The 22,576-nt window shown below is 59.9% G+C and carries 16 protein-coding genes and 1 pseudogene; 7 read left to right on the top strand and 10 right to left on the bottom strand.

Annotated elements, in window-relative coordinates; translation table 11 throughout:
* Positions 1–45 precede the first annotated feature (45 nt).
* Positions 46–1,296 (bottom strand): MFS transporter, encoded by a 1,251-nt coding sequence (locus tag PSH96_RS13840; RefSeq protein WP_305459732.1) that lies wholly within the window; start codon positions 1,294–1,296, stop codon positions 46–48.
* Positions 1,297–1,398: 102 nt separating this feature from the next.
* On the opposite strand from PSH96_RS13840, the gene PSH96_RS13835 reads away from it, so the two are divergent.
* Complete coding sequence (locus PSH96_RS13835) at positions 1,399–2,367, top strand: AraC family transcriptional regulator (RefSeq protein ID WP_305459730.1); 969 nt, start codon at positions 1,399–1,401, stop codon at positions 2,365–2,367.
* 36 nt (positions 2,368–2,403) lie between these two features.
* Here PSH96_RS13835 and PSH96_RS13830 read toward each other — a convergent pair whose 3' ends face one another.
* The 6 genes from PSH96_RS13830 to PSH96_RS13805 all read right to left on the bottom strand — a co-directional run bounded on the left by PSH96_RS13830 (position 2,404) and on the right by PSH96_RS13805 (position 9,019).
* Positions 2,404–3,165, bottom strand: a complete 762-nt coding sequence (locus PSH96_RS13830; protein WP_065930170.1) for an SDR family oxidoreductase — start codon at positions 3,163–3,165, stop codon at positions 2,404–2,406.
* 29 nt (positions 3,166–3,194) lie between these two features.
* Positions 3,195–4,022, bottom strand: a complete 828-nt coding sequence (locus PSH96_RS13825; RefSeq protein WP_305459728.1) for a DMT family transporter — start codon at positions 4,020–4,022, stop codon at positions 3,195–3,197.
* 82 nt (positions 4,023–4,104) lie between these two features.
* Positions 4,105–5,001: a transcriptional regulator GcvA gene (gene gcvA / locus PSH96_RS13820; protein ID WP_305459726.1), complete on the bottom strand. Its 897-nt coding sequence runs from the start codon at positions 4,999–5,001 to the stop codon at positions 4,105–4,107.
* 116 nt (positions 5,002–5,117) lie between these two features.
* Positions 5,118–5,960, bottom strand: coding sequence for a DUF1460 domain-containing protein (locus PSH96_RS13815; protein WP_305459724.1), 843 nt, complete (start codon positions 5,958–5,960; stop codon positions 5,118–5,120).
* A gap of 50 nt (positions 5,961–6,010) precedes the next feature.
* On the bottom strand, positions 6,011–8,065 hold the full coding sequence (locus PSH96_RS13810) for a prolyl oligopeptidase family protein (protein WP_305459722.1): 2,055 nt from the start codon (positions 8,063–8,065) through the stop codon (positions 6,011–6,013).
* Positions 8,066–8,107: 42 nt separating this feature from the next.
* On the bottom strand, positions 8,108–9,019 hold the full coding sequence (locus PSH96_RS13805; RefSeq protein ID WP_305459720.1) for a LysR family transcriptional regulator: 912 nt from the start codon (positions 9,017–9,019) through the stop codon (positions 8,108–8,110).
* 114 nt (positions 9,020–9,133) lie between these two features.
* Between PSH96_RS13805 and PSH96_RS13800 the strand changes: the two genes are divergently transcribed.
* From PSH96_RS13800 to PSH96_RS13780, 5 genes and pseudogenes are all read left to right on the top strand, one after another.
* Entirely contained in the window at positions 9,134–10,348 is a 1,215-nt protein-coding gene (locus PSH96_RS13800; protein ID WP_305459718.1) for an MFS transporter, read from the top strand.
* A gap of 233 nt (positions 10,349–10,581) precedes the next feature.
* Positions 10,582–11,823, top strand: coding sequence for a multidrug efflux RND transporter periplasmic adaptor subunit MexE (mexE, locus tag PSH96_RS13795; RefSeq protein ID WP_058419743.1), 1,242 nt, complete (start codon positions 10,582–10,584; stop codon positions 11,821–11,823).
* Positions 11,824–11,838: 15 nt separating this feature from the next.
* Positions 11,839–15,018 carry an efflux RND transporter permease subunit gene (locus PSH96_RS13790; RefSeq protein WP_305459715.1) on the top strand — a complete coding sequence of 1,060 codons (3,180 nt, stop codon included), beginning with the start codon at positions 11,839–11,841 and terminating at the stop codon, positions 15,016–15,018.
* A complete protein-coding gene (locus tag PSH96_RS13785) occupies positions 15,015–16,430 on the top strand; it encodes an efflux transporter outer membrane subunit (RefSeq protein WP_305459714.1) in 1,416 nt (471 codons plus the stop codon). The genes PSH96_RS13790 and PSH96_RS13785 overlap by 4 nt, the downstream gene beginning before the upstream one ends.
* A 217-nt stretch (positions 16,431–16,647) precedes the next feature.
* Positions 16,648–16,896, top strand: a pseudogene (locus tag PSH96_RS13780) (IS30 family transposase); the annotation flags it as partial.
* Between the two features lie 66 nt (positions 16,897–16,962).
* Here PSH96_RS13780 and PSH96_RS13775 read toward each other — a convergent pair.
* From PSH96_RS13775 to PSH96_RS13765, 3 genes are all read right to left on the bottom strand, one after another.
* Positions 16,963–19,803: a hypothetical protein gene (locus PSH96_RS13775; RefSeq protein ID WP_305459712.1), complete on the bottom strand. Its 2,841-nt coding sequence runs from the start codon at positions 19,801–19,803 to the stop codon at positions 16,963–16,965.
* A gap of 35 nt (positions 19,804–19,838) precedes the next feature.
* Complete coding sequence (locus tag PSH96_RS13770) at positions 19,839–20,405, bottom strand: hypothetical protein (protein WP_305459710.1); 567 nt, start codon at positions 20,403–20,405, stop codon at positions 19,839–19,841.
* Positions 20,406–20,536: 131 nt separating this feature from the next.
* Positions 20,537–21,556, bottom strand: coding sequence for an AraC family transcriptional regulator (locus PSH96_RS13765; RefSeq protein WP_305459709.1), 1,020 nt, complete (start codon positions 21,554–21,556; stop codon positions 20,537–20,539).
* Positions 21,557–21,723: 167 nt separating this feature from the next.
* Between PSH96_RS13765 and efeU the strand changes: the two genes are divergently transcribed.
* Positions 21,724–22,569 (top strand): iron uptake transporter permease EfeU, encoded by an 846-nt coding sequence (efeU, locus tag PSH96_RS13760; RefSeq protein ID WP_305459708.1) that lies wholly within the window; start codon positions 21,724–21,726, stop codon positions 22,567–22,569.
* The last annotated feature ends 7 nt before the right edge of the window (positions 22,570–22,576 follow it).

Genomic DNA, 22,576 nt, shown 5'->3' with positions numbered 1-22,576 from the left:
TATCTCCTGGTTACGGACGGGTTCGAAACGGTTTGGCAAACCGGATCAAAGGTGCAACGCGGGCTTGGACTGGCGGATGCCATGGGCGCAAGGGACGCGGACACGCAGCGCTATCAGCAATGCGGCCAGCAGCATCAGCACGGCCGCGGCGACGAATACGCCTGCGCTGCCGCCGAGGCTGAACACCGCACCGCCAGCGGCGGCGCCCGTTGCGATGGCGGACTGCACCGAGGCCACCACCATGCCCCCGGCGCTTTCCGCCTGGTCGGGGACCGCGCTGGCGACCCAGTTCGACCACGCCACCGGCACGCCACCAAAGGCCAGGCCCCAGATCGCCAGCAGGACCGCCTGCCCCGGCACCGAGGCCGGCAACAGCACCAACGCCAGCGCGGCGACGCCGACCAGTGCGGGCATCAACACCAGCGTGGCCAGCGGGTGGCGCTCCAGCAGCCTCCCGGCCAACAGCGTGCCGACGAAGTTTGCGACACCGAACCCCAGCAACATCAGTGACAGCCCTTGGGCGCCGATACCCGTAGTCCCCTCGAGGAATGGCCGAACATAGGTGAACATCGCGAAGTGCCCGCTGTGCACCAGTACACAACCGAACATCCCCATGGCGATGCCCGGGCGCAGCAACACTTCAAGAACGGTGCGCAGGCGTGCCGGCCGGCGCGGCGCAAGGCGCGGCAGAGTGAACGACTGAAAAGCCAGCGTGACCATGCCTACCGCCGCCGCCGCAAAGAACGCGCTGCGCCAGCCGTATAGCCCACCCAGATAGCTGCCCAGCGGTACCGCAACGACCGTGCCGATGGCGATGCCGCTGAAAATGATCGACAGCGCCCTGGGCAACAAGGCACTCGGCACCAGGCGCATCGCTACCGCCGCCGCCATGCTCCAGAACCCGCCAAGGGCAATGCCCAGCAAGATACGCATCAACAACAGCACCGCGAAGCTGGATGAAACGGCGACCAACAGATTGGAGGCGACCATCAACGTGGAAAAACCCAGCAACACCCAACGTCGGTCGATGCCACGGGTCAGGCCTGGCACCAACAAGCCGGCGAACAGCGCCACCACCGCCGTCACGGTGACTGCCTGGCCAGCCAGCGCTTCGGACACGCCCAGGTCAGTCGCCATCAGCGTCAACAAACTGGCCGGAAGGTACTCAGCGGTCAGTAATCCGAACACACCCATGGCCAAGGAAAATACTGCCATCCACGCGGGGGATGCAGGTTCTACGTCCGAGTCGACGCCAACATGGCGGTCGGAAACGGCATTACACACACAGTCAGTCATTGCACGGATCTCCCAATCTTCATTGCGAGCCGCAGTCTAGGCGCGGGAATCCGGATGATCTATGATCTAAAGTCTCTACTTTTTGACTAAAACACCTGAACGATGCCTACAGATCAGTTTGCGCTTTCCTCAGATCTCATCAACGAGCTGTTACGCGGCATGCGCCTGCGTGGGGTCGAATACCGGCGTATCCAAACGGGGCCGACCTTTGGTTTGGGCTTCGCGGAAAAACCCGGGCACGCCTGGTTCCACTTCATGGCCGTCGGCACTGCGGTCTTGAAGATGGAGGACGGAACCACCTACGCGCTGTCTGCCGGCAACGCCGTGTTTATTTCCCATGGCGCGGCCCATCAACTGCTTTCCCATACGGACGTGCCGGTTCAAGACATCGACCGTTTAGACGGCGACCCTCTCGGCGACACCGTCAGCGCGGTGGATACCGGAACCGATGGCAGCCCCACGCCAAGCACTATTGTGTTCAGTGGTTGCATGGAGTTTGAACTGGGCAGCATCCATGGTCTTGGTCGGCTGATGCCGGGCCTGATGCTGATTGATGCCGGTGGCCAGCGTTACCCCGGACTGGTACCGATCCTGACCACCATGGAACGCGAGGTCAGCGCCGCCCGTGTCGGCTTCGCCGGTATCCTCGCGCGGCTGGCCGACGTGGTGGCGGCCATGGTCGTTCGCGGCTGGGTGGAGTGCGCCTGCGGCAATGCCTCTGGGCTGGTCGCCGCCTTGCGCGATCCACGTTTGGCCGGTGCGCTGCTTGCGCTCCACCAACAACCGGGTCGCGAGTGGACCGTTGCGCAGCTGGCAGAGCACTGCAATACCTCGCGCTCGGTGTTCGCGGACCGCTTTCAAGTGACTATCGGCATGACCCCGCTGCGCTATGTCACCGAACTGCGAATGCGGCTTGCAAGCCAGTGGCTGACCCTCGAAAGGCTGCCGATCGAAGAGGTGGCGCAGCGCTTGGGCTATACCTCCCAGGCCGCCTTCAGTCGTGCATTCAAGCGCATTACGGGGCAGACACCGGGATTGAGTCGCAAGGTCAGGCAGCCCGCGCTTACTTGAACCGAGCGCAAGCAACCGATGATCCGTGGCGCCGGCTCATTTACCGCCCGTCACGTCGAGGAATGTACCGGTAACGAAGGATGCCTCAGCGCTCGCCAGCCATAGAATCGCGCGCGCCACCTCCTCGGGCTGTCCACCGCGCCCCATGGGGATCGAATCCTTGACCCGATCGACCCGCCCCGGCTCACCGCCACTGGCGTGCATGTCGGTATAGATATGCCCGGGGCGGATACAGTTGACGCGTATGCCTTCGCGCGCCACCTCCTTTGCAAACCCAATGGTGAACGTCTCCAACGCGCCCTTTGACGCCGCATAGTCGACGTACTCATTGGGGCTGCCGAGGCGCGCCGAGGCCGAAGAGACATTGATCACCACACCGCCCGGGCCGTTGTGGCGGTAAGCCATGCGTTTCACCGCCTGTTGGGCACAGAGTATTGGCCCAATGGCATTGACCGCAAAGATGCGCTGCATCCGCTCCACGCCAAGGTCTTCCAGGCGAGACTGAGGCCCCAGCATCCCGGCATTATTGACCAGCACGTCGATACGTCCGAACCTGCGGTCGATGGCCGCGAACAAATCGGCCACCTGTTGCGGGTCCGCACTGTCGGCCCGCATCGCCAACGCCCGGCGCCCCAGTGCTTCTACATCCGCAGCCACTGCCAGCGCTGCGGATTCGTTGGCAACGTAGCTGATAGCCACGTCATAACCCCTTTCGGCGGCGAGCCGGGCGGTGGCGGCCCCCACTCCACGACTGCCACCCGTGATTAGAATCAGCGGTGCCTGCGAGACATTGACCATTGAACATAGCTCCTGAGCTGTTGGCTGTATCAACCGATGATGAGAGTACCGCCGGCGATCACCACGCACGCCAGTATTCGGCGTGCAGTGAGCGTCTCGCCAAGAAACGCATAGCCGATCAACGCCGCGAACAGCACGCTGGTTTCGCGCAGTGCCGATACCGCGCCCAGGGGCGCTTCGTTCATGGCGTAGATGATCATTCCATACGCGAGCAATGAGACCAGCCCGCCGACCAACGCGGTCATTGTTCCGGGCCGGAAACAGAACAAGCTGCGGCTGTCGCGCAGGCCGATGTAGACCACCGGCATCAGTACGCCCCACAGGGCGCACATCCACACCGTGTAGGCAAGTGGCGCACCGGAGAGCCGCGCACCGATGCCGTCGACCACGCTGTAGGCCGCGATAAAGCCGCCCGTTCCCAGCGCATAGGGCAAGCTGGGAACCGACAGACTGCGGCCTCTGAAGGCCAGCGAAATAATCCCGCCCGACACCAGCGCAATACCGACGAGCTCGCCAGGGGTGATGGTTTCTCCGGCAAACACGGCGGCACCGAAGGTGATCAGCACCGGCGACGATCCACGTGAAATCGGATAGACCTGCCCCAGGTCGCCGACCCGGTAACTGCGCACCAGAAACAGGTTGTAGCCCACATGCAGCAACCCCGACACCACCGCGTAGCCCCAGCTTTCAATCGCCGGGGGCGCCATGAATGTCGCAGCAACCACACTGGTGATGGCGATGGCAACGCACATCACCGTCATCGACCACAGCCGATCGGCGCCGCTACGCAGCAGCGCGTTCCAACTGGCATGCAGGAGCGCGGCGAACAGCACGAGGAAAACGAGATGAATAGGCATGCGCCACTTTAGGCAATGCGGCGCCGGGGCTAAAGCGAAGTCTCCTCATTGCACCATGAGCAAATGCTCATAACTCACGGATCTACGCCTGTACTTTCAGCGCCTCGCTGACCAGCCATTGGCGAAAGCTGGCGATGTGCGGCTGCGATTCGATGCCCTTGGGGCAGACGAAGTAGTAAGCCAGCGGCGATGGCAGCGGTATGTCGAACAGCCGTACCAAACGGCCATCGCTGATTTCATTCTCGACATGCCCGCTGCGCACCAATGCAACGCCCTGGCCGAGCAAGGCCGCCTCGACCGTCATGTTGGTATCGCCAAACCTGACGCTCTCCTTGAGCGGCAAATAGGCCAGGCCGACGGTTTGAAACCACACCTCCCACTTTGGCACCAACTCGGCGCCATCGCGCGTCAGCAGCGGGAAGTGCAACAAGTCTGCGGGGCTCAGCGGCGTTCCCACGCGTCGCAGCAGTTCGGGGCTGGCCACAGGAAACACCTGCTCCCCAAACAGAAACTCCGAATGCAGACCTGGGTAATTGCCCTTGCCGAGCCTGATCGCAACATCCGCCTGGCCGTGCGAGAAGTGGATAATTTTATCCGTGGTGTCCAGCGAGACCAACAGCTCGGGGTGCTGACGAGCCAGACGTGGCAAGCGTGGCAGCAACCATTTGAGCGCGAAGGAATAGGTGGTGCTGACGCTGAGTCGCACCCTGCCCTTTTGCTCGCGCAAGTCACCCAACGTCGCCTCCAGGCTGATGAAAAACTCCCGCACGATGGGCGCCAGCGTAGCCCCCGCTGCCGTGAGGCGTAACGCCTTGCCACGCTCAAACAACTGCACGCCCCAAAGCGCCTCCAGGTGCTTGAGCTGGTGACTGACCGCGCTTTGAGTCACATGCAACTCCTGTGCGGCGGCTGTAAACGTCGGATGGCGGGTCGCAACTTCAAAAGCACGCAAGGTCGCGGTGGGCGGCAGATCTCTCATTGAGGCGGTATCCAGCGAGTTTTCGCAAAAGCGCGTACATGAAAGTTAGCTCATGCCGAAGCGAAGTTCACTGTAAACGTCGCATCCCTGGCGGGACAGTGGCTCAATTGAACCCTTTACTCCTTCGCCCTCAGCACAACAATCCCCGGCGTATTGGCCACATACGCCAGAAACGGCGAATCCACCACCTTCTGGCTGCCTGAATGCGAAGACGCATTGCGCAGTACGGGGCCTTTGTCCGTCATGATAAAGAACCCCACATGGGTCACATCCAGCCCGGCCAGGGGCGTATAGATGCCAATAAAATCGCCCTCGTGCAGGCGATTGATGACCGTCTTGTCGATAAAATCGGCGGGAATGTAGGTGACCGTACGCAGGACCACCGGCAGGCCAGGCAGGTAGGCGCTGCCGTCGGCTTTTTGGTTGAGGCGTTTTTCGCGGCGAACGGCATGGGCGCTTAGCTGCGCGGTGATGTCTTGCGCCGGTTTATACGTGCCGCTGTAGGCCCAATCGGTGTAGAAGTGCTTACGGCTGAGAAAATCAAGATCGCCATCCACATAACGCGTGCGCAACAGGTTTTTCATAAAGTCGGGTTGTGCTGCTGATTGTCGCAGGGCCTCGACGTAATCCAGGTAGGTGAAGCAATCCAGGCCTCGAAAATCGACCACCAGTTGTTCGGGGGTGCTCAGTGAGCCCTGTAACTTGTTGGCAACATAGGGCGTGCCTAAAAAGGCCTCCGAGATGAGGCCGATCTGTTGGCCTGCGGGAAGCAACCGGTAGTTTTGACGCTCATGAAGAATCGCATTGAGCTTCTCAACGGTGTAAGGATCCAGCCGTGCATTGGACGTCAGCGGCGCGTTTTGCTGGCGTTCGAACGCATGATTTCCAGTGGTTGCCCCCGACGAACCACAACCCGCCAACAACATCGACATCAAGATAAAAACATAGGGTGTGCGCATCTGACTCTTCACTTATCCAAAGGGCATCCGAACATACCGGCCAGCGCCGGTCAGCCGTGGCCAGCGCTCAAGCGCTCCCACAAAAAGCCGTAGACCAGTGCTTTCATGTACGCACTCTGGGCATTATCCGCTGCGCCGCCGTGGCCGCCCTCGATGTTTTCGTAGTACGTCACGTCCTGGCCGGCATCGATCATCCTGGCCGCAAGCTTGCGGGCATGGGCCGGGTGTACGCGGTCATCGCGGGTCGAGGTGGTGAACAGCACCGGCGGGTAGGTCTTGGCCGGGTCGAACAGGTGGTAGGGTGAAAACGTCTGGATGTAGGCCCATTCTTCGGGCACGTCCGGGTTGCCGTACTCTTCCATCCACGAGGCGCCTGCCAGCAAATGGTGATAGCGCTGCATGTCGAGCAACGGCACCTGGATGACCACGGCCCCGAACAGCTCGGGGTATTGGGTGAGCATGTTGCCGGTCAACAGGCCGCCATTGCTGCCACCTTGCACGGCCAGGTGCCGGGGCGAGGTGATGTTGCGGCTGATCAGGTCTTGCGCCACTGCGGCAAAATCCTCATAGGCGCGCCCACGCTTGTGCTTGAGTGCCGCCTGATGCCAACGCGGGCCGTATTCGCCGCCGCCGCGAATATTCGCCACGGCATACACGCCGCCTTTGGACAGCCAGGCGCGACCCAGCCCGCCGGAGTATTCCGGGCACAGCGAGACTTCAAAGCCGCCATAACCGTAGAGCAAGGTCGGCGCGTTGGCGTTGTACTGCAAGCCCTGTTCGTGCACCAGGAAATACGGCACGCGGGTGCCATCTTTGGACACGGCAAAATGCTGTTCAACCACATGCCGGCTCGCATCGAAGAACGCCGGCATGGCTTTCAGCACTTCGGGTTGCGCGCCAAGCTCGGCCAGTGACAGCGTGACCGGCGTAAGAAAACCTCGGGTGACCAGCCACACGGCGTCGCTGTCATCGCTGTCGACGGCGCTCACATCCACGGTCGCCATCGCCGGCGCGCCGACAAATGCGCTGCGTGCCCAGCCTTGTGGACCGGGCGTCAGCACGCTGAGACGGTTTCTGACGTCCTCCAGCACGTTGAGCACCAAGTGGTTGCGGGTCCAGTCCATGCCGGCCAGCGAGGTGCTGTCCGATGGCACGAACAACAGGTCGAAATCCCGCGCGCCGGCCATGAAGCGTGCAAAGTTGATCGCCAGCAACGAGCCGGCCACATAGCCATCCCCCACCGCCCAATCATCACGCAACTGCAGGAGCAACCAGTCTTTGTGCACCGACTTGTCGGCCGAGTTCGGCGCGTCGATTTTGCTCAGCGTGCCATCCGGGGCGCGCAGGTACAGTTCGTTGTTGTAGAACGCCAGGGTGCGGCTGACGAAATCACGCTCGTAACCCGGTGTGCTGTCGTGCATCGCCGCGATATACATATCGTCGTGCCGGCCTTCGTAGACGATCGTCGCGGCACTCAGGGGCGTACCGCGCGGCCATTGCTTGACGATGCGCGGGTAACCCGAGCGGGTCATGCTGTCTGCACCGAAGTCGGTAAACACATACACGTTGTCGTGGTCGATCCAACCCAGCCCGCCCTTGGATTCGGGCAACTCGAAGCCGTCTTTGACCCAGGCTTTTTCGACCAGATCAAATTCGCGCGTGACACTCGCGTCCGCACCGCCACGGGACAGTGCGACCAGCGCGCGTTGATAGCCAGGATGCAGGCAGTCGGCGCCGTGCCAGACCCAATTTTCACCTTCCAGGGCATTCAACGCGTCGATATCCAGCACGGTTTCCCAGGCCGGTTGCGCCTTGCGATATTCCGCCAGCGTGGTCCGCCGCCACAGGCCGCGAGGGTGCGCGGCGTCGACCCAGAAGTTGTAATAGTGGGCGCCGATTTTTTCCACGTAGGGGATATTGCTGTCCGAGTCGAGCACCGCCAGCAGGTCGGCCTGCATAGCCTTGAAGGGCGCGGATTCGGCGAGCCGGGCGTGGGTCTTGAGGTTTTGTGCGCGCACCCAATCCAGCGCCTGCGTGCTGTCGACGTCTTCCAGCCAAAGGTAAGGATCGTCGCCCGTGGAAGGCGGTGTCGGGAGGTTTGGCATCTGCGCATCCTGTGGAAAATTTGTTCGGAAAATCAATGAGTGTCACTCAACCGCGCCCAACCCTGCAACCAGCACTTCCACCACCGCACGCACCTTGGGCAGCGCGTGGCGGTGTTTGACCCAGGCCACACTGATGCCCATGCCGACACAGGCCAAGTGCGGCAAGACCTGCACCAGCGCGCCGTCCTGCAAGTGTTGCTCGACCAGCCACGACGGCAGTTGCGCGATACCGCAGCCGGCCAGCGCGGCCAACTTCAGCCCGGCGCCATGGCCGATCACCAGTTGCGGCTGTATGTGTGTATGCAGCGCCAGGCCTTGTTCGCCGGTATGCCGCCAGGGGCTGACGCGGCCATCGACCCAGCCGTAGGCCATGCACTGATGCTGCTCGAGGTCATGCTCGGACTGTGGCATGCCGTGGCGAGCGAGATACGCCGGGGATGCGCAGAGCACATGCCACTCTCGGGTGAGTAACTGATGCCCTACCGTCTCCGGCCAGGCCGGGGCGTCGCCGATGTGCACGACGATATCCACACCTTCCTTGAACGGATCGACAAAGCCATCGGAGAAAGAGATGTGCGGGGTCAGCAATGGATGAGTGTTCAGCCACGGCAGCAGGATCGGCAGCACCTGCGCCTGGCCAAAGGCGCCGGGCAGGTCGATGCGCACACGCCCGCGCAGTTCGGTGTTTTCAGCCTGCAATGCCCATTCGGCTTCTTCCAGGTCGGCTAACACGCCGGTGCAGGTGCGCAGGTAGGCCACGCCGGCATCGGTCAGCGACAACCTGCGCGTGGTGCGGTGGAACAGTCGGGCACCCAGGCGGGCTTCCAGGCGCGCAATGCTTTTACTCACGGCCGAAGCAGTCAGGTTCATCTTCCCGGCGGTCGCCGTAAAGCTGCCGTACTGTGCGACACAGACGAATACATCGATGCCCTTCAGGCGCTCTGAAGAAAACATGCACAGCCCTTATTCATGAATTGAGTTCCTGTATCTGGATAAAAACCATCCTAAATCAGAACCCGGTTCAAAGGTAAGCTGCTTGCACTCTGATAAATGGACGCTGAGGCTCGAATGCTGGCCACGCTGAAACACTATCCCCCTGCCCTAAACCTGCTATTGAGTGCCTCGCTGATACTGACGCTCGCCCGCGCAATCACCCTGCCCTATCTGGTCATCTATTTGTCGGGCCACTTTGGCTTGAGCATCGCCGATATCGGCCTGGTGATCGGCAGCACACTGATCATCGGCTCGCTGCTGAGTCTGTATGGCGGCTTCCTGGTGGACCGGATGCGCAGTTACCGGCTTATGCTGACCTTCTGCGCCGTGTTCACACTGGGCTTTCTCGGCGCCGCTATCGCGCCCGCGCTCTGGCTGTTTTACCTGTGCCTGGTGGCGGTGAACCTCGCGTATGCGGTGATCGATATCGCGGTAAAAGCCGGGTTTGGCAGCCTGCTTGCCGTCGACCGGCGCAGTGAAGCGTTTTCGATCAAATACACGCTGACCAATATCGGTTATGCCGTCGGGCCGTTCCTGGGCGCGGGGTTGGCCACCGTAGATGCCAGCCTGCCATTCATGCTGTCGGCCGGGCTTGGCGCCGGGTTCTTGTTGATCTACTGCGTGTGGGGTGACAGGCATCTGCTCACGGCCGAAGCCAACCCGCCCTCCATTGCGTTCCTGGCGGTCGGCACACTGCTGCTACGGGATTACCGCCTGGTGTGCTTTACCTTGGGCGGCTTACTCAGTGCCGTGGTGTTCGGCCAGTTCACGGCCTACCTCTCGCAATACCTGATCGTCACCACCACGCCTCAAGAGACCTACCGGATCATCAGCACCCTTGTGGCCACCAATGCCTTGATGGTGATCAGCTTGCAATACAGCCTCGGCAAGCGGATTTCCCCGCGTTACCTGAATCGGTGGCTGGCCGCTGGCCTGAGCCTGTTTATCGTCGGGCTGGGCGGGTTTGCGCTGTCGACCACGCTGGTGATGTGGGTGCTGTCGATGGCAATTTTCACCCTCGGCGAAATTATCGTGTTCCCGGCCGAATACATGTTTATCGACAACATCGCGCCCAATCACCTGCGCGGCATGTATTACGCCGCGCAGAACCTGAGCAACGTCGGCGCGGCGTTGGGGCCGGTGTTGTGTGGGTGGGTGTTGGCGACGCAGCCGGCGTACAGCATGTTTTATATGTTGGTGGTTTTTGTTGTGGCGGGCGGGTTGATGTACTGTTTAGGCGGTTCGATCGGCAGCCAGCGCGGCCACCTGACGCCACCGGCTGACGGCTGAAAGGGAATTGCTGGGCAGCGACCTCCGCCTGTAAGCGTCGTTCCTTGCACGCTGCGCAATACACCTTTGTCATCACGCCCATTGATAGCTCCCTAACGAAAACGCCATTCTAGAGGGCTCGCCTCTCGCTTATATCATTCCGAATGATAGTTACCTTTGTTTCATTCGATTCGTGACATAGCACCTCGCCGCGCATGATCCGCCCATCTCAAATACATTGGCGGATGCACCTCATGGAACAGTCACTCAAACACTTGCGCTTCCCCTTGGCGATTTTGGCCGTGGTGGTGATGAGCGCCTGCGGCAAGACCCCGGACCAAGCGGCCGCCATGCCCCCGGCGAAAATCAGTGTGGCCAAGGTGCTGGAGCAACCGGTCAACGAGTGGGACGAATTCACCGGTCGCCTGGAAGCCCCGGAAACCGTGCAGATTCGTCCGCGCGTGTCCGGCCAGATCGACCAGGTGGCCTTCACCGAAGGCGCCCTGGTGAAGAAAGGCGACCTGCTGTTCCAGATCGATCCGCGCCCGTTCCAGGCTGAGGTGCGCCGCCTCGAAGCCCAACTCGCACAAACCAAAGCCGCCGCCAGCCGTAGCGATAACGAAGCGCAACGTGGCGAGCGTCTGCGCCAGAGCAATGCGATCTCTGCCGAACTGGCCGACTCGCGCACCACCGCCGCCCAGGAAGCCCGCGCTGCTGTCGCCGGGATTCAGGCGCAGTTGGACCTGGCCAAGTTGAACCTGAGTTTCACCCGCGTGACCTCGCCGATCAGTGGCCGCGTCAGCCGTGCTGAAATCACCGCCGGCAACCTGGTGACCGCCGACACAACGCCGCTGACCAGCGTGGTCTCCACCGACAAGGTTTACGCCTATTTCGACGCCGACGAGCGCGTGTACCTCAAGTACACCGAGCTGGCCCGTGAAGGCCGCCGTGGCGCGACCACCCCTGTGTACCTGGGCCTGTCCAACGAAACCGGCAACCCGCACCTGGGCCAGATGAACTTCGTCGACAACCAGGTCAACCCGGCCACCGGCACCATCCGTGGTCGCGCCGTGTTCGATAACAGCAAGGGCGAATACACCCCTGGCCTGTATGCGCGTTTGAAGCTGGTCGGCAGCGGCACCTACTCCGCCGTGCTGATCAACGACGAAGCGGTCGGTACCGACCTTGGCAAGAAGTTCGTGCTGGTGATGGACGGCGACAAGCCGGCTTATCGCTCGGTGGAACTGGGGCCGAAGATCGAAGGCCTGCGCATTGTGCGCAGCGGTTTGACCAAGGACGACACCATCGTCGTGAAGGGCTTGCAGCGCATTCGTCCGGGTTCGCCGGTTGCGCCGGAAACGATCCCGATGGCCAGCAAGGAAACCCTCGCCGCCTTGGCACAACAACGACAAGCGCTTGAAGCCAGCAACCTCGAGCAAGTGGCGCCGGATAAAGCCGCGCCCAAGCTCGCAGCCGTCGCGACTCCACGCGGTTAAGGGATACAACTCAAGATGAATTTTTCCAAGTTCTTCATTTCGCGGCCGATCTTCGCAGCGGTGCTGTCGCTGTTGATTTTGATCGCCGGTGCGATTTCGCTGTTCCAATTGCCGATCAGCGAATACCCGGAAGTGGTGCCGCCTACCGTGGTAGTACGTGCCAACTTCCCGGGCGCCAACCCCAAAGTCATCGGTGAAACCGTGGCCGCTCCGTTGGAGCAAGCCATCACCGGCGTCGAGAACATGCTGTACATGTCCTCGCAATCGACCGCCGACGGCAAGCTGACCCTGACCATCACCTTCGCCTTGGGCACCGACCTGGACAACGCGCAGGTACAGGTACAGAACCGCGTGACCCGCACGCAGCCAAAACTGCCTGAGGAAGTGACGCGCATCGGTATCACCGTGGACAAGGCGTCTCCTGACCTGACCATGGTGGTGCACATCACCTCCCCGGATCAGCGCTACAACATGCTCTACCTGTCCAACTACGCCATCCTCAATATCAAGGATGAGTTGGCACGGCTGGGCGGCGTGGGCGATGTGCAGTTGTTCGGCATGGGCGATTACTCCCTGCGTGTATGGCTGGACCCGAACAAGACCGCCTCGCGCAACCTGACCGCCACCGATGTGGTGACGGCCATTCGTGAACAGAACCGTCAGGTGGCGGCCGGTGCGCTGGGCGCGCAGCCTGCGCCCAACGACACCAGCTTCCAGCTGTCGGTCAATACTCAGGGCCGCCTGGTCACTGAGGAAGAGTTCGAAAACATCGTGATTCGTGCTGGCGCTAACGGCGAAATCACGCGCCTGAAGGACATCGCACGGGTGGAGTTGGGTTCCAGTCAATACGCCCTGCGCTCGTTGATCGATAACCAGCCGGCCGTGGCGATTCCGATCTTCCAACGCCCTGGCTCCAACGCCATCGACATCTCCAATGAAGTGCGCGCCAAGATGGCGGAGCTGAAAAAGAGCTTCCCGGAAGGCATGGATTACCGCATTGCCTATGACCCGACAGTCTTCGTGCGCGGCTCCATCGAGGCGGTGGTTCACACCTTGTTCGAAGCACTGATTCTGGTAGTGCTGGTGGTGATCCTGTTCCTGCAAACCTGGCGTGCCTCGATCATTCCATTGGTGGCGGTGCCGGTATCGTTGATCGGTACGTTTGCAGTCATGCACTTGTTTGGCTTCTCACTCAACGCGCTGTCGCTGTTCGGATTGGTGCTGGCCATTGGTATCGTGGTGGACGACGCCATCGTGGTGGTGGAGAACGTCGAGCGAAATATCGAGTTGGGACTGGAACCGTTCCCGGCCACTGAAAAGGCCATGAGCGAAGTGACTGGCCCGATCATCGCGACTGCATTGGTACTCTGTGCGGTGTTCATTCCGGCGGCCTTTATCAGTGGGCTGACCGGGCAGTTCTATAAGCAGTTCGCCTTGACCATTGCGATTTCCACGGTGATTTCGGCGTTCAACTCGCTGACCTTGTCGCCCGCACTGGCTGCGGTACTGCTTAAAAGTCATAACGCACCGAAGGACGGCTTCTCCAGGTTCCTCGACAAGATGCTGGGTGGCTGGTTGTTCAAACCGTTCAACCGCTTCTTCGACAAAGCCAGCCATGGTTATGTAGGCACCGTGCGCCGGGTGATTCGCGGCAGTGGCATTGCGCTGTTCCTGTACGCCGGCCTGATGGTGCTGACATGGTTGGGCTTTGCCCACACGCCGACCGGTTTCGTACCGGCCCAGGACAAGCAGTACCTGGTGGCCTTCGCGCAATTGCCGGACGCCGCCAGCCTGGACCGCACCGAAGACGTGATCAAGCGCATGTCCGACATCGCCATGAAACAGCCCGGCGTGGAAAGCGCTATTGCCTTCCCCGGCTTGTCTATCAACGGTTTTACCAACAGCCCGAACAACGGCATCGTGTTCGTTACCTTGAAGCCGTTCGATGAGCGTAAAGACCCGAGCATGTCCGCCGGCGCAATTGCCGGGGCACTGAACGGTAAATACAGCAGCATCGAAGAAGCCTACATGGCGATCTTCCCACCGCCGCCGGTACAGGGCCTGGGTACGATCGGCGGGTTCCGCCTGCAAGTCGAAGACCGTGGCAACCTGGGTTATGACGAGCTGTACAAAGAAGTGCAGAACATCATCACCAAAAGCCGTGGCGTACCTGAGTTGTTCGGCCTGTTCACCAGCTACACGGTCAACGTGCCCCAGGTCGATGCCGCCATTGACCGCGAAAAGGCCAAGACCCACGGCGTGGCGATCAGCGACATCTTCGACACCCTGCAGATCTACCTGGGTTCGTTGTATGCCAACGACTTCAACCGCTTCGGGCGTACCTATCAGGTCAACGTGCAGGCTGAGCAACAGTTCCGCCAGGATGAAGACCAGATCGGCCAGCTGAAAGTGCGCAACAACAAGGGCGAGATGATCCCGCTGGCGACCTTTATCAAGGTCAGCGACACCTCGGGGCCGGACCGCGTGATGCACTACAACGGCTTTATCACCGCTGAAATCAACGGCAACGCCGCACCGGGCTACAGCTCCGGCCAGGCTCAGGCTGCGATTGAAAAGTTGCTGAAAGACGAACTGCCTAATGGCATGACCTACGAGTGGACCGACCTGACCTATCAGCAAATCCTCTCGGGCAACACCGCGCTGTTCGTGTTCCCGCTCTGCGTACTGCTGGCGTTCCTGGTACTGGCCGCCCAATACGAAAGCTGGAGCCTGCCACTGGCGGTGATCCTGATCGTACCGATGACGCTGCTGTCGGCCATCACCGGGGTGATTATCTCCGGCGGCGACAACAACATCTTCACCCAGATTGGCTTGATCGTACTGGTGGGCCTGGCGTGTAAGAACGCGATTCTGATCGTCGAGTTTGCCAAGGATAAACAGCAGGAAGGTCTCGATCCGCTGGCGGCGGTACTGGAAGCTTGCCGCTTGCGTCTGCGGCCGATCCTGATGACCTCGTTCGCCTTCATCATGGGTGTGGTGCCACTGGTGATGTCCAGCGGTGCCGGTGCCGAGATGCGGCATGCCATGGGCGTGGCGGTGTTCTCCGGGATGATCGGGGTGACCTTCTTCGGTCTGCTGCTGACGCCAGTGTTCTACGTACTGATCCGTCGCTTTGTGGAGCGCGGCGAAGCACGCAAAGCGGCCAAGGCCTTGAAGCTGGAGACACAGCAATGAGCGTGAAAGTATTTTTGCCGAGCTTGCTGGTACTGGCGCTGAGCGCCTGCGCCGTGGGCCCGGACTACAAAACCGAAAAATTGGAGGCGGCCAATGTTACGGCCGCCGCCGACACCAAAAGTTATGACCACGCCCAGTACGAAGGCATCTGGTGGCAGCAGTTCGACGACCCGACCCTCAACCAACTGGTGACCCAGTCGCTGAGCGGTAACCGCGATCTGCGTGTGGCGTTCGCCCGTCTGCGGGCGGCACGTGCCATCCGTGATGACGTGGCCACCGATATCATGCCGGTCGTCACCTCTCGCGCCAGCAGTGACGTGGGCAAAGGCCAGATCCCGGGCCAGACCACCCAGCGTGTCAACAGCGAGCGCTATGACCTGGGCCTGGACATGGCCTGGGAAGTCGACTTGTTCGGCCGTATCCGCCGCAACCTGGAGGCCAGCGACGCTGACCAACAGGTCGCCGAGGCCGACCTGTACCAACTGCAAGTCACCATGATTGCCGAATTGGTGGATGCCTACGGTCAACTGCGTGGTGCGCAACTGCGTGAACGTATCGCCCTGGACAACCTGAAGAACCAGCAGGAATCGCGCACCATCACTGTGAGCCTGCGTGATGCAGGTGTTGGCGATCAGCTCGATGTGGAACGCGCCGACGCACGCCTGGCGGCCGTTGAAGCCAGCGTGCCGCAACTGCAGGCCGAGCAAGTGCGCGAGCGTAACCGCATCGCCACCCTCCTCGGCCAGCGCCCCGACAAGCTGAGCGTAGACCTGAGCCCCAAAGACCTGCCGGCGATTGCCAAGGCCTTGCCGATCGGCGACCCCGGCCAGTTGCTGCAACGTCGCCCGGACATCCTCAGCGCCGAACGCAAACTGGCTGCGGCCACCGCGCGTATCGGTGTGGCCAAGGCCGACCTGTTCCCACGGGTCAGCCTCAGCGGCTTCCTCGGCTTTACCGCCGGGCGCGGTTCGCAGATTGGCTCGGCAGCAGCGAATGCCTGGTCCCTTGGCCCAAGCATCACCTGGGCTGCATTTGACTTGGGCAGCGTGCGTGCGCGTTTGCGCGGTGCGAATGCCGAAGCCGATGGCGCTCTGGCGACCTATGAGCAGCAAGTGTTGCTGGCGTTGGAAGAATCGGAAAACGCCTTCAGCGATTACGGCAAACGCCAACAGCGTCTGGTCTCGCTGATCCGTCAAAGTGAATCCAGCCGCGCCGCCGCCGACCTTGCCGCGATTCGTTACCGCGAAGGCACCGTGGACTTCCTGGTGCTGCTCGATGCGCAACGTGAGCGCTTGGCGGCTGAAGACTCCCAGGCCCAGGCCGAAGTCGACCTGTATCGCGGCATCGTCGCGATCTACAAGGCCCTCGGTGGCGGCTGGCAGCCGGACACGGTCGTCGCCAGCAGCAAGTGATGTAAAGAGCTCCTTTGGTTGGTCGCATCCAGCCAATTTTTAGCCCCGCGCCCCATTCGGTCGCGGGGCTTTTTTTGTTTGGCGGTTGAGGAACGGATTGTTGCTGAGCAGTACTTCATTTACGTAGCCAGATAAATGCGCCACAAACGAAGAAAAACATGCTGACGAGGAACATACCTTGAAAAAGTCTTTTAAAAACGCGAGGAAATTCCTGAACTTGATGCCCGGCCACTGAGAAGGCGACCTGATTAAGGGCAAAGATAATGGGTCGTCTGTCGGCACTATTGTGGAGCGCACGAGTGGCTATTTGATGTTGGTGAAAATGAACGATGCTACGGCTACTTCTGCTGTTCAAGGCTTCAGTGCAGCACTGAACAGCATGCCGCTGGCGGTGCGTAAAAGCATGACGTATGACCAAGGCCGCGCAATGGCAAAACATGCTGAAATCACGCAGAACACCGGGGTGACGCGCAGTATCTGGATAAACCAGCGAGTAATAAGCATCCCTGCTCGAAACAGCAACCGCCAGGCGTTAAATCGCCAGGGAGTTGCTGCCTTTAGACACTTGGGTCGGTGATTGCTCGGCAAAATCTACCATGCCTTTAATCGTGTTCGGCAAGGCAATATTTCCCATCAAGTTATTGACCTCTTTGCCTATACGCTGACGTGGCGATAGCCTGAATAATTTCTGAGCGTTTTTGCCGCCACACACCAGTCTGCTGAAATCAGTGAGTCCTTTGGCGAGTGTTTTCGGTACGTTCACGCCCATGCTTCTGACGCCCATTGCGGTGAGCCGAAATAAGGATTTCGCCGTGCCCGCCACGGCTCCCGGTAAATTAAACATCGACACCACGGCTTTACCAACACCCGCAAACCTCGTGGCTATCGATGCGGCCTTGGCGACGTCCGCAACCGCAGTGGCGACCACCACCAGAGCCCCTACAATTTCCAGGCCCAACCCAATAGCGCCCAGGGCAACACGACGGCGATCACCCGAGGCGATCTCTTCGATATTGCCTTTGAACGGAATCAGGGTATTGATAATGAAATTATCGATGACGTCCAAGCGCTGCTGAACGGCTTCGTTATACGTCGTGCCTGCAGCTTGCTTCGTCAGAAGCTGGGGGTCGACAAGCAAGTTGTCCAATTTCAGCACCCTGAGAACTTCAGTTGTCCGCGTCGATGCATAGGTATTGGGCAAACCCGCTGATGCACCCTGACTCTTTGACTTCGCGGGGAAGTGCGCTTTGACGTCAATATCAACCGGCAATGTCGGGTTGAGACGCCGGCGCATGATTCTGCCAAAGGAATTGGTACCCGAATCGCTCATGAACGTCATCGCATCGACCAGTTCCGGGCGCTCTACGTAGCGATGAGTGGTGGGGTCAAGCTCATAACACTTGGCGCCCACCTCATCCCTGAGAAATAGAATCGGCCCTATTTTTTGCTGGGCCTGTTCTTGACTGAGGTCCCCCTCCTGACTCGAAGCACCATAGACAGTGACTTCGCCAAACTCCAACCGTCGCCTGTCTTCAACGGGCAGTTCGCTCAGCAGCATTTTCGCGGCCATGAGCTGATAGTTTTCCAGGTTATTAAGCCCGAGCATGACGGGCATATCAAACAACGCCTGGATCGGCTTCAGATTCACCAGTTGACGTTTTAACGCCTCAAAGGCTGCTTTATCCAGAGGGTTAACAAAATTCAGGTCCTGCGTGTTTATATTTTCAGCGGTCAACACGCCTGACAAGTAAAGATCCTTGATCGAACAAGGTCCCGATAAAAGCCCAAGGGCCGTGGTGTCGGGTCCTCCCCACAGGCTAGCGAATGCGTCCGTAAGGTTGCTGAATGGCAGTGCATTAACAAGTAACGACTTGGGCGTGAACAGCACCGTGCGTCTATTTAAGAACTCATTCTGGCCAGGGCACACCCGCTCCAGCTCCTGCTCACCCACTTCCATGCGGGTTTTAAACGATGACCTGGCCTCATCAAGACTCGTGGCCATTAACCTACTGTCCTGCACGCGCTCATTGTAAGTATTCAACGCGGTATTCAGTGCCATGGAGGAATAATCATCCTCCTCGGTCACGACGCCTTGGGCCAGCGCCCAGTCGTATATCGGCCCGGCACTGTGCATCACCTCTAACTGTTTGTGTTCAGGTGAGATCGGCGTAAATAAGGCACGAGCGCTGAGTTGTTCTGCGCTCATCAGGCGCGAGCTGCCTTGGGAGACCATTTCCACCAGTGCCACTTGAACGCGCAGGCTGACCAGTGACAACGTCCCCACACGTATGGTCTCGGCGCCCTTCACCAGAAACTCGGGGGCGACGGTCGATAACAACGCATGCGTGACCAGTATGGCTTGGTCGAGGGGCAGTTGCTTTTCCCGGGCGAGGTGCTGTTCAAGCTCAGTACGCACCTCGAACAGGGTTTTGCCTGTGTTCGATGCCGAATACAGGTTGTAACCGCCAATAACATTGCGCTGGGTGCCCAGGGTTGGATCAATGACCAGCAGATCACGGGTCAGGATCATCTGTTTGCGATAACTGGGCGAAGACTTTTCAGGCGCCGCTGGCGGATCTTTAAGTGCTGCCAGAATCGGTTCGCAGCGCTTTAGTCCTGCGCCTTGAATCAATGCCTGGCTGATAAGTTCGTCGGCATGCTGGCGGATGTCTTCCGGGCTCTGGCCTGCCCAGGGTTTGGGTGAGCAATCCAGCAGTGTCAGCTGTGGCGGTATGCTGGTGCCGGGCGCTGACCGGCGCACTCTGATACGTTGCTCCTCGGTCAGGGAATCAGGTGATTGCTGATCTTCCAGAAAATTACGGGCATAGCTGCCAAGTGGTGGCTCTGGTGGTAGCGGGTTGAGTTTCCAGTTCAAAATGTTGCGCAAGTCGCTGGCAGTCATGACGGCCGGTAATTCGCTCGACGTTGCAAACCGAAGCAATTGCCATAGATCGTCGACTGATTGTGATCTGATTATTTTTCCGGTTGCTTCAGATTGCTGAATGGCACTGTCGAGCAGTTGCGCAAGCGTTGGATGGGCCAGAACTTGCTCCGTCACGTTACGCCACGATCCAGATGTGCCATTGGCGCTGACCATAAACTGCCCATTCTCCAGCCGAACCTGGGCATTCACACCTAAGTTATTCGCGCTCAAGATGGGCGCCATCAGGGGTTCACGCATCAAGTGCTTCAATATTCTGAGCCCCGAGCGATTGGCAATGCCAAGTGACGAACCCGGTGCAATGGCCTGGGAAATCGCTCTGAGGTCGATGTCCTCGTCGTCTGGTTTGTCCTTGAGCTTACTGAGCAGCGTCTTTATCAATGCGCTTTCATTTTCTACATCCATAAACTCGCGTTCTGCCAGCTTGCGCATTTCAGGTGAGCGCAGGGGGTCATCCTCTACACGCTTTACGGGAAAACCGTTGGCTCTGAGTGCTTCGCCACGCTACTGTTGATTGGCCAGCGAACGCCGTAGAACGCCGCGATCTCAGAGGGTAAAAGCCTGGTTCCGGGGTTGCTCAGGCCATTCCCTTGCGGATCAAGCATGCCAGCACTGGCTATCACCTGCCGTCCGATCGGCCACCAACCGCTGCCATCAGAAGGGGTAAACGTAGTGACTTTGCCGCTATCGAGCGATGTTACCGTTAAGGTGGAACCCACTATGCGAAACGAAGGTATCCCGAAGTTTTGCGCCCTTACCCAAGCCTGCATGGCCGGCGAGTTCCACGAGTCAACAAAATGGCCCACCCACTTACCAACCGACGTCTTTGACGACAAATCTTGAAAGCGCCAATCGCCTTGGTGATGATCTGCCAGCAGGGTGGCCAGTTCAGTGTCAGCTTCAGCGGTTGTTTTAACGACAACAACCGGCTTGTCCGATTGAGGGGTTGACGCCGCCAGGTTCAACTCACCGGGTGGCGGACTTGATCGGTGGGAGAGCGCACTACTGGCTGATTCAATACGGGATAAGCTCATCAAACGTACTCCAGAGAAAGGAGCCTGATAGTCTGAGAACCGGCCCTTCCAAATGGATCGGCTTATTCCGAAGCTGAGCATAGCAAGTGTATGTACGCATTTCCTCCTGCGGGTTATCGCATCAGCCTGCGTCACACAGACGGCAACGCGTCACTCAGGATCAGACTGCGATAGTGCCCAGGGTTTGAGCCGGACCATTTGCGGAAGGCTTTGTAAAAGGAGCTGACATCCGCAAACCCAAGGCGCACGGCAATTTCAACAAAACTGATATCGGCTTCGGCGAGCCACACAATCGCCAATTCCTTGCGCACGCTATCCTTGAGCCCCTGATAAGTCTGGCCCTCATCTGCCAGCCGGCGACGCAGGGTCGACGCGGATATACACAGGTTGGCGGCCAAGCCTTCGGTTTCCGGCCAGGTATTGGCAGGCATATGGCGCAGGTCATGTTTGATGCGATTGGCCAGGCTCGTCGGGTCGCGGTATTTGACCAGTATGTTGGCCGGCGCATGCGCCAGGAAACGCTTGAGTTCTTCCGGGCTGCGCTTGATCGGCAGGTCCAGGCAGTCGGCAGAAAAGATCATGCGCGTGCGCGGCCGGTCGAAGCGCAGGTTGTCGGAGAACATCACGCGATAGTCGTCACAGAACTCCGGTGGCGGACAGCGCAATTCAATGGCGAGAATCGGAATCCGCCGACCCGCCAGCCAGCAGGCGACGCCGTGGACAATCATCCAGTAGGTGAAATAGGTAAACGCGCGTTTGGGTTCGGGTTCGAGCAAAACGATTTCTGCCAGGCTCTGTTGGCGCACCAGTTGTGCGGGCATCTGCTCGAGCATCAACGACAAAAAACCCAGGCCGGTTTCCAGGCCGGCATCCAGGCTCGGTTGCGCCATCGCGGCGCGGCACAGGAACGCCAGGCTGCCGGACTTGAGTGGGCGCGGGTCCATGCCAAAAAACTCGTCGTCCATGCGCCGCGCCAGCAAGCGCCACAGGCGTGCGTAGGCGGTGGCGGGCACGCGGGCGTCGGGATGCTCGAGCAGCGCTGGGTCTATCCCGACCTTGCTCAAGGCTTCAACCGTGGCCGCGCCGGGCGCGCAGCTTTGCAGCAGGGCTTCGCGCACAAGATGGATGGAGATGGTGTCTTTTTCCGCCATGGGAACCGGGCTATTCAATGCTGCAAAAGATGGGGTGCATCATAAGGGCGGTTGCGATTCGCCACCACCGTTCAGCCGCAGTTCAGCAAAGGTCCATATTGGCTGTTTAGTAATGAGTATCATTATGTTACAAATTAGCATCCTATCCAGCCTTGATGCGGTGCCGAATGCTCGTTCCTTTTCTAATCATGCTGCGCGAAGGCATTGAAGCTGCATTGATCGTTGGCATTATCGCCAGTTACCTGCAACAGACCGGCCGTGGCCAGTGGATGCCCGCCGTGTGGATCGGCGTGTTCCTGGCCGCCGCGTTGGCCCTGCTGGTAGGCGGCGGCCTGGAACTGGTCAGCGCGGAGTTCCCGCAGAAACAACAGGAACTGTTTGAAGGTATCGTCGGCCTGGTAGCCGTCGGCATCCTCAGCTCCATGGTGTTCTGGATGCGCAAGGTGGCGCGCTCCATCAAGCATTCCCTGCACGAATCCCTGGATCACGCGTTGGCCGGCTCCAAGCACCAAGTCATCGCGCTGATCGCCATGGTGTTTTTCGCCGTGGCCCGTGAAGGCCTGGAAACCGTGTTTTTCCTGCTCGCAGTGTTCCAGCAGAGCGAAGGCCCGGGCGCACCGATTGGCGCCCTGCTCGGCTTGATCCTGGCAATTATCGTCGGCTTCCTGATCTACACCGGCAGCATGCGCCTGAACCTTGGCGCGTTCTTCCGCTGGACCGGTTTGTTCATCCTGGTGGTGGCCGCCGGCATTCTTGCCAACTCGGTGCAGGCCCTGCACGAAGCCGGGGTGTGGAACCACCTGCAAACCGTGCTGTTCGACTTCAGTGCCGTGCTGCCGATGGACAGCCCGCTGGGTTCGGTGCTCGCCGGGATGTTCGGCTACCAGGAAGCGCCGACCGTGAGCACCCTGGGTGCCTATCTGATTTATCTGGTGGTGGCACTGGTGATGTTCTTCCTGCCCTCGCCCCCTGCCAAGCCTGTCGCCCAACCTTCTTCCGTTTCCAGCCAGTAAGGACCGT

The sequence above is a fragment of the Pseudomonas sp. FP2338 genome, from assembly GCF_030687515.1.
GTDB lineage: Bacteria > Pseudomonadota > Gammaproteobacteria > Pseudomonadales > Pseudomonadaceae > Aquipseudomonas > Aquipseudomonas salomonii.
Note: the sequence above shows the minus strand (reverse complement) of the source record. Positions and strands in the feature narration are given on the sequence as shown.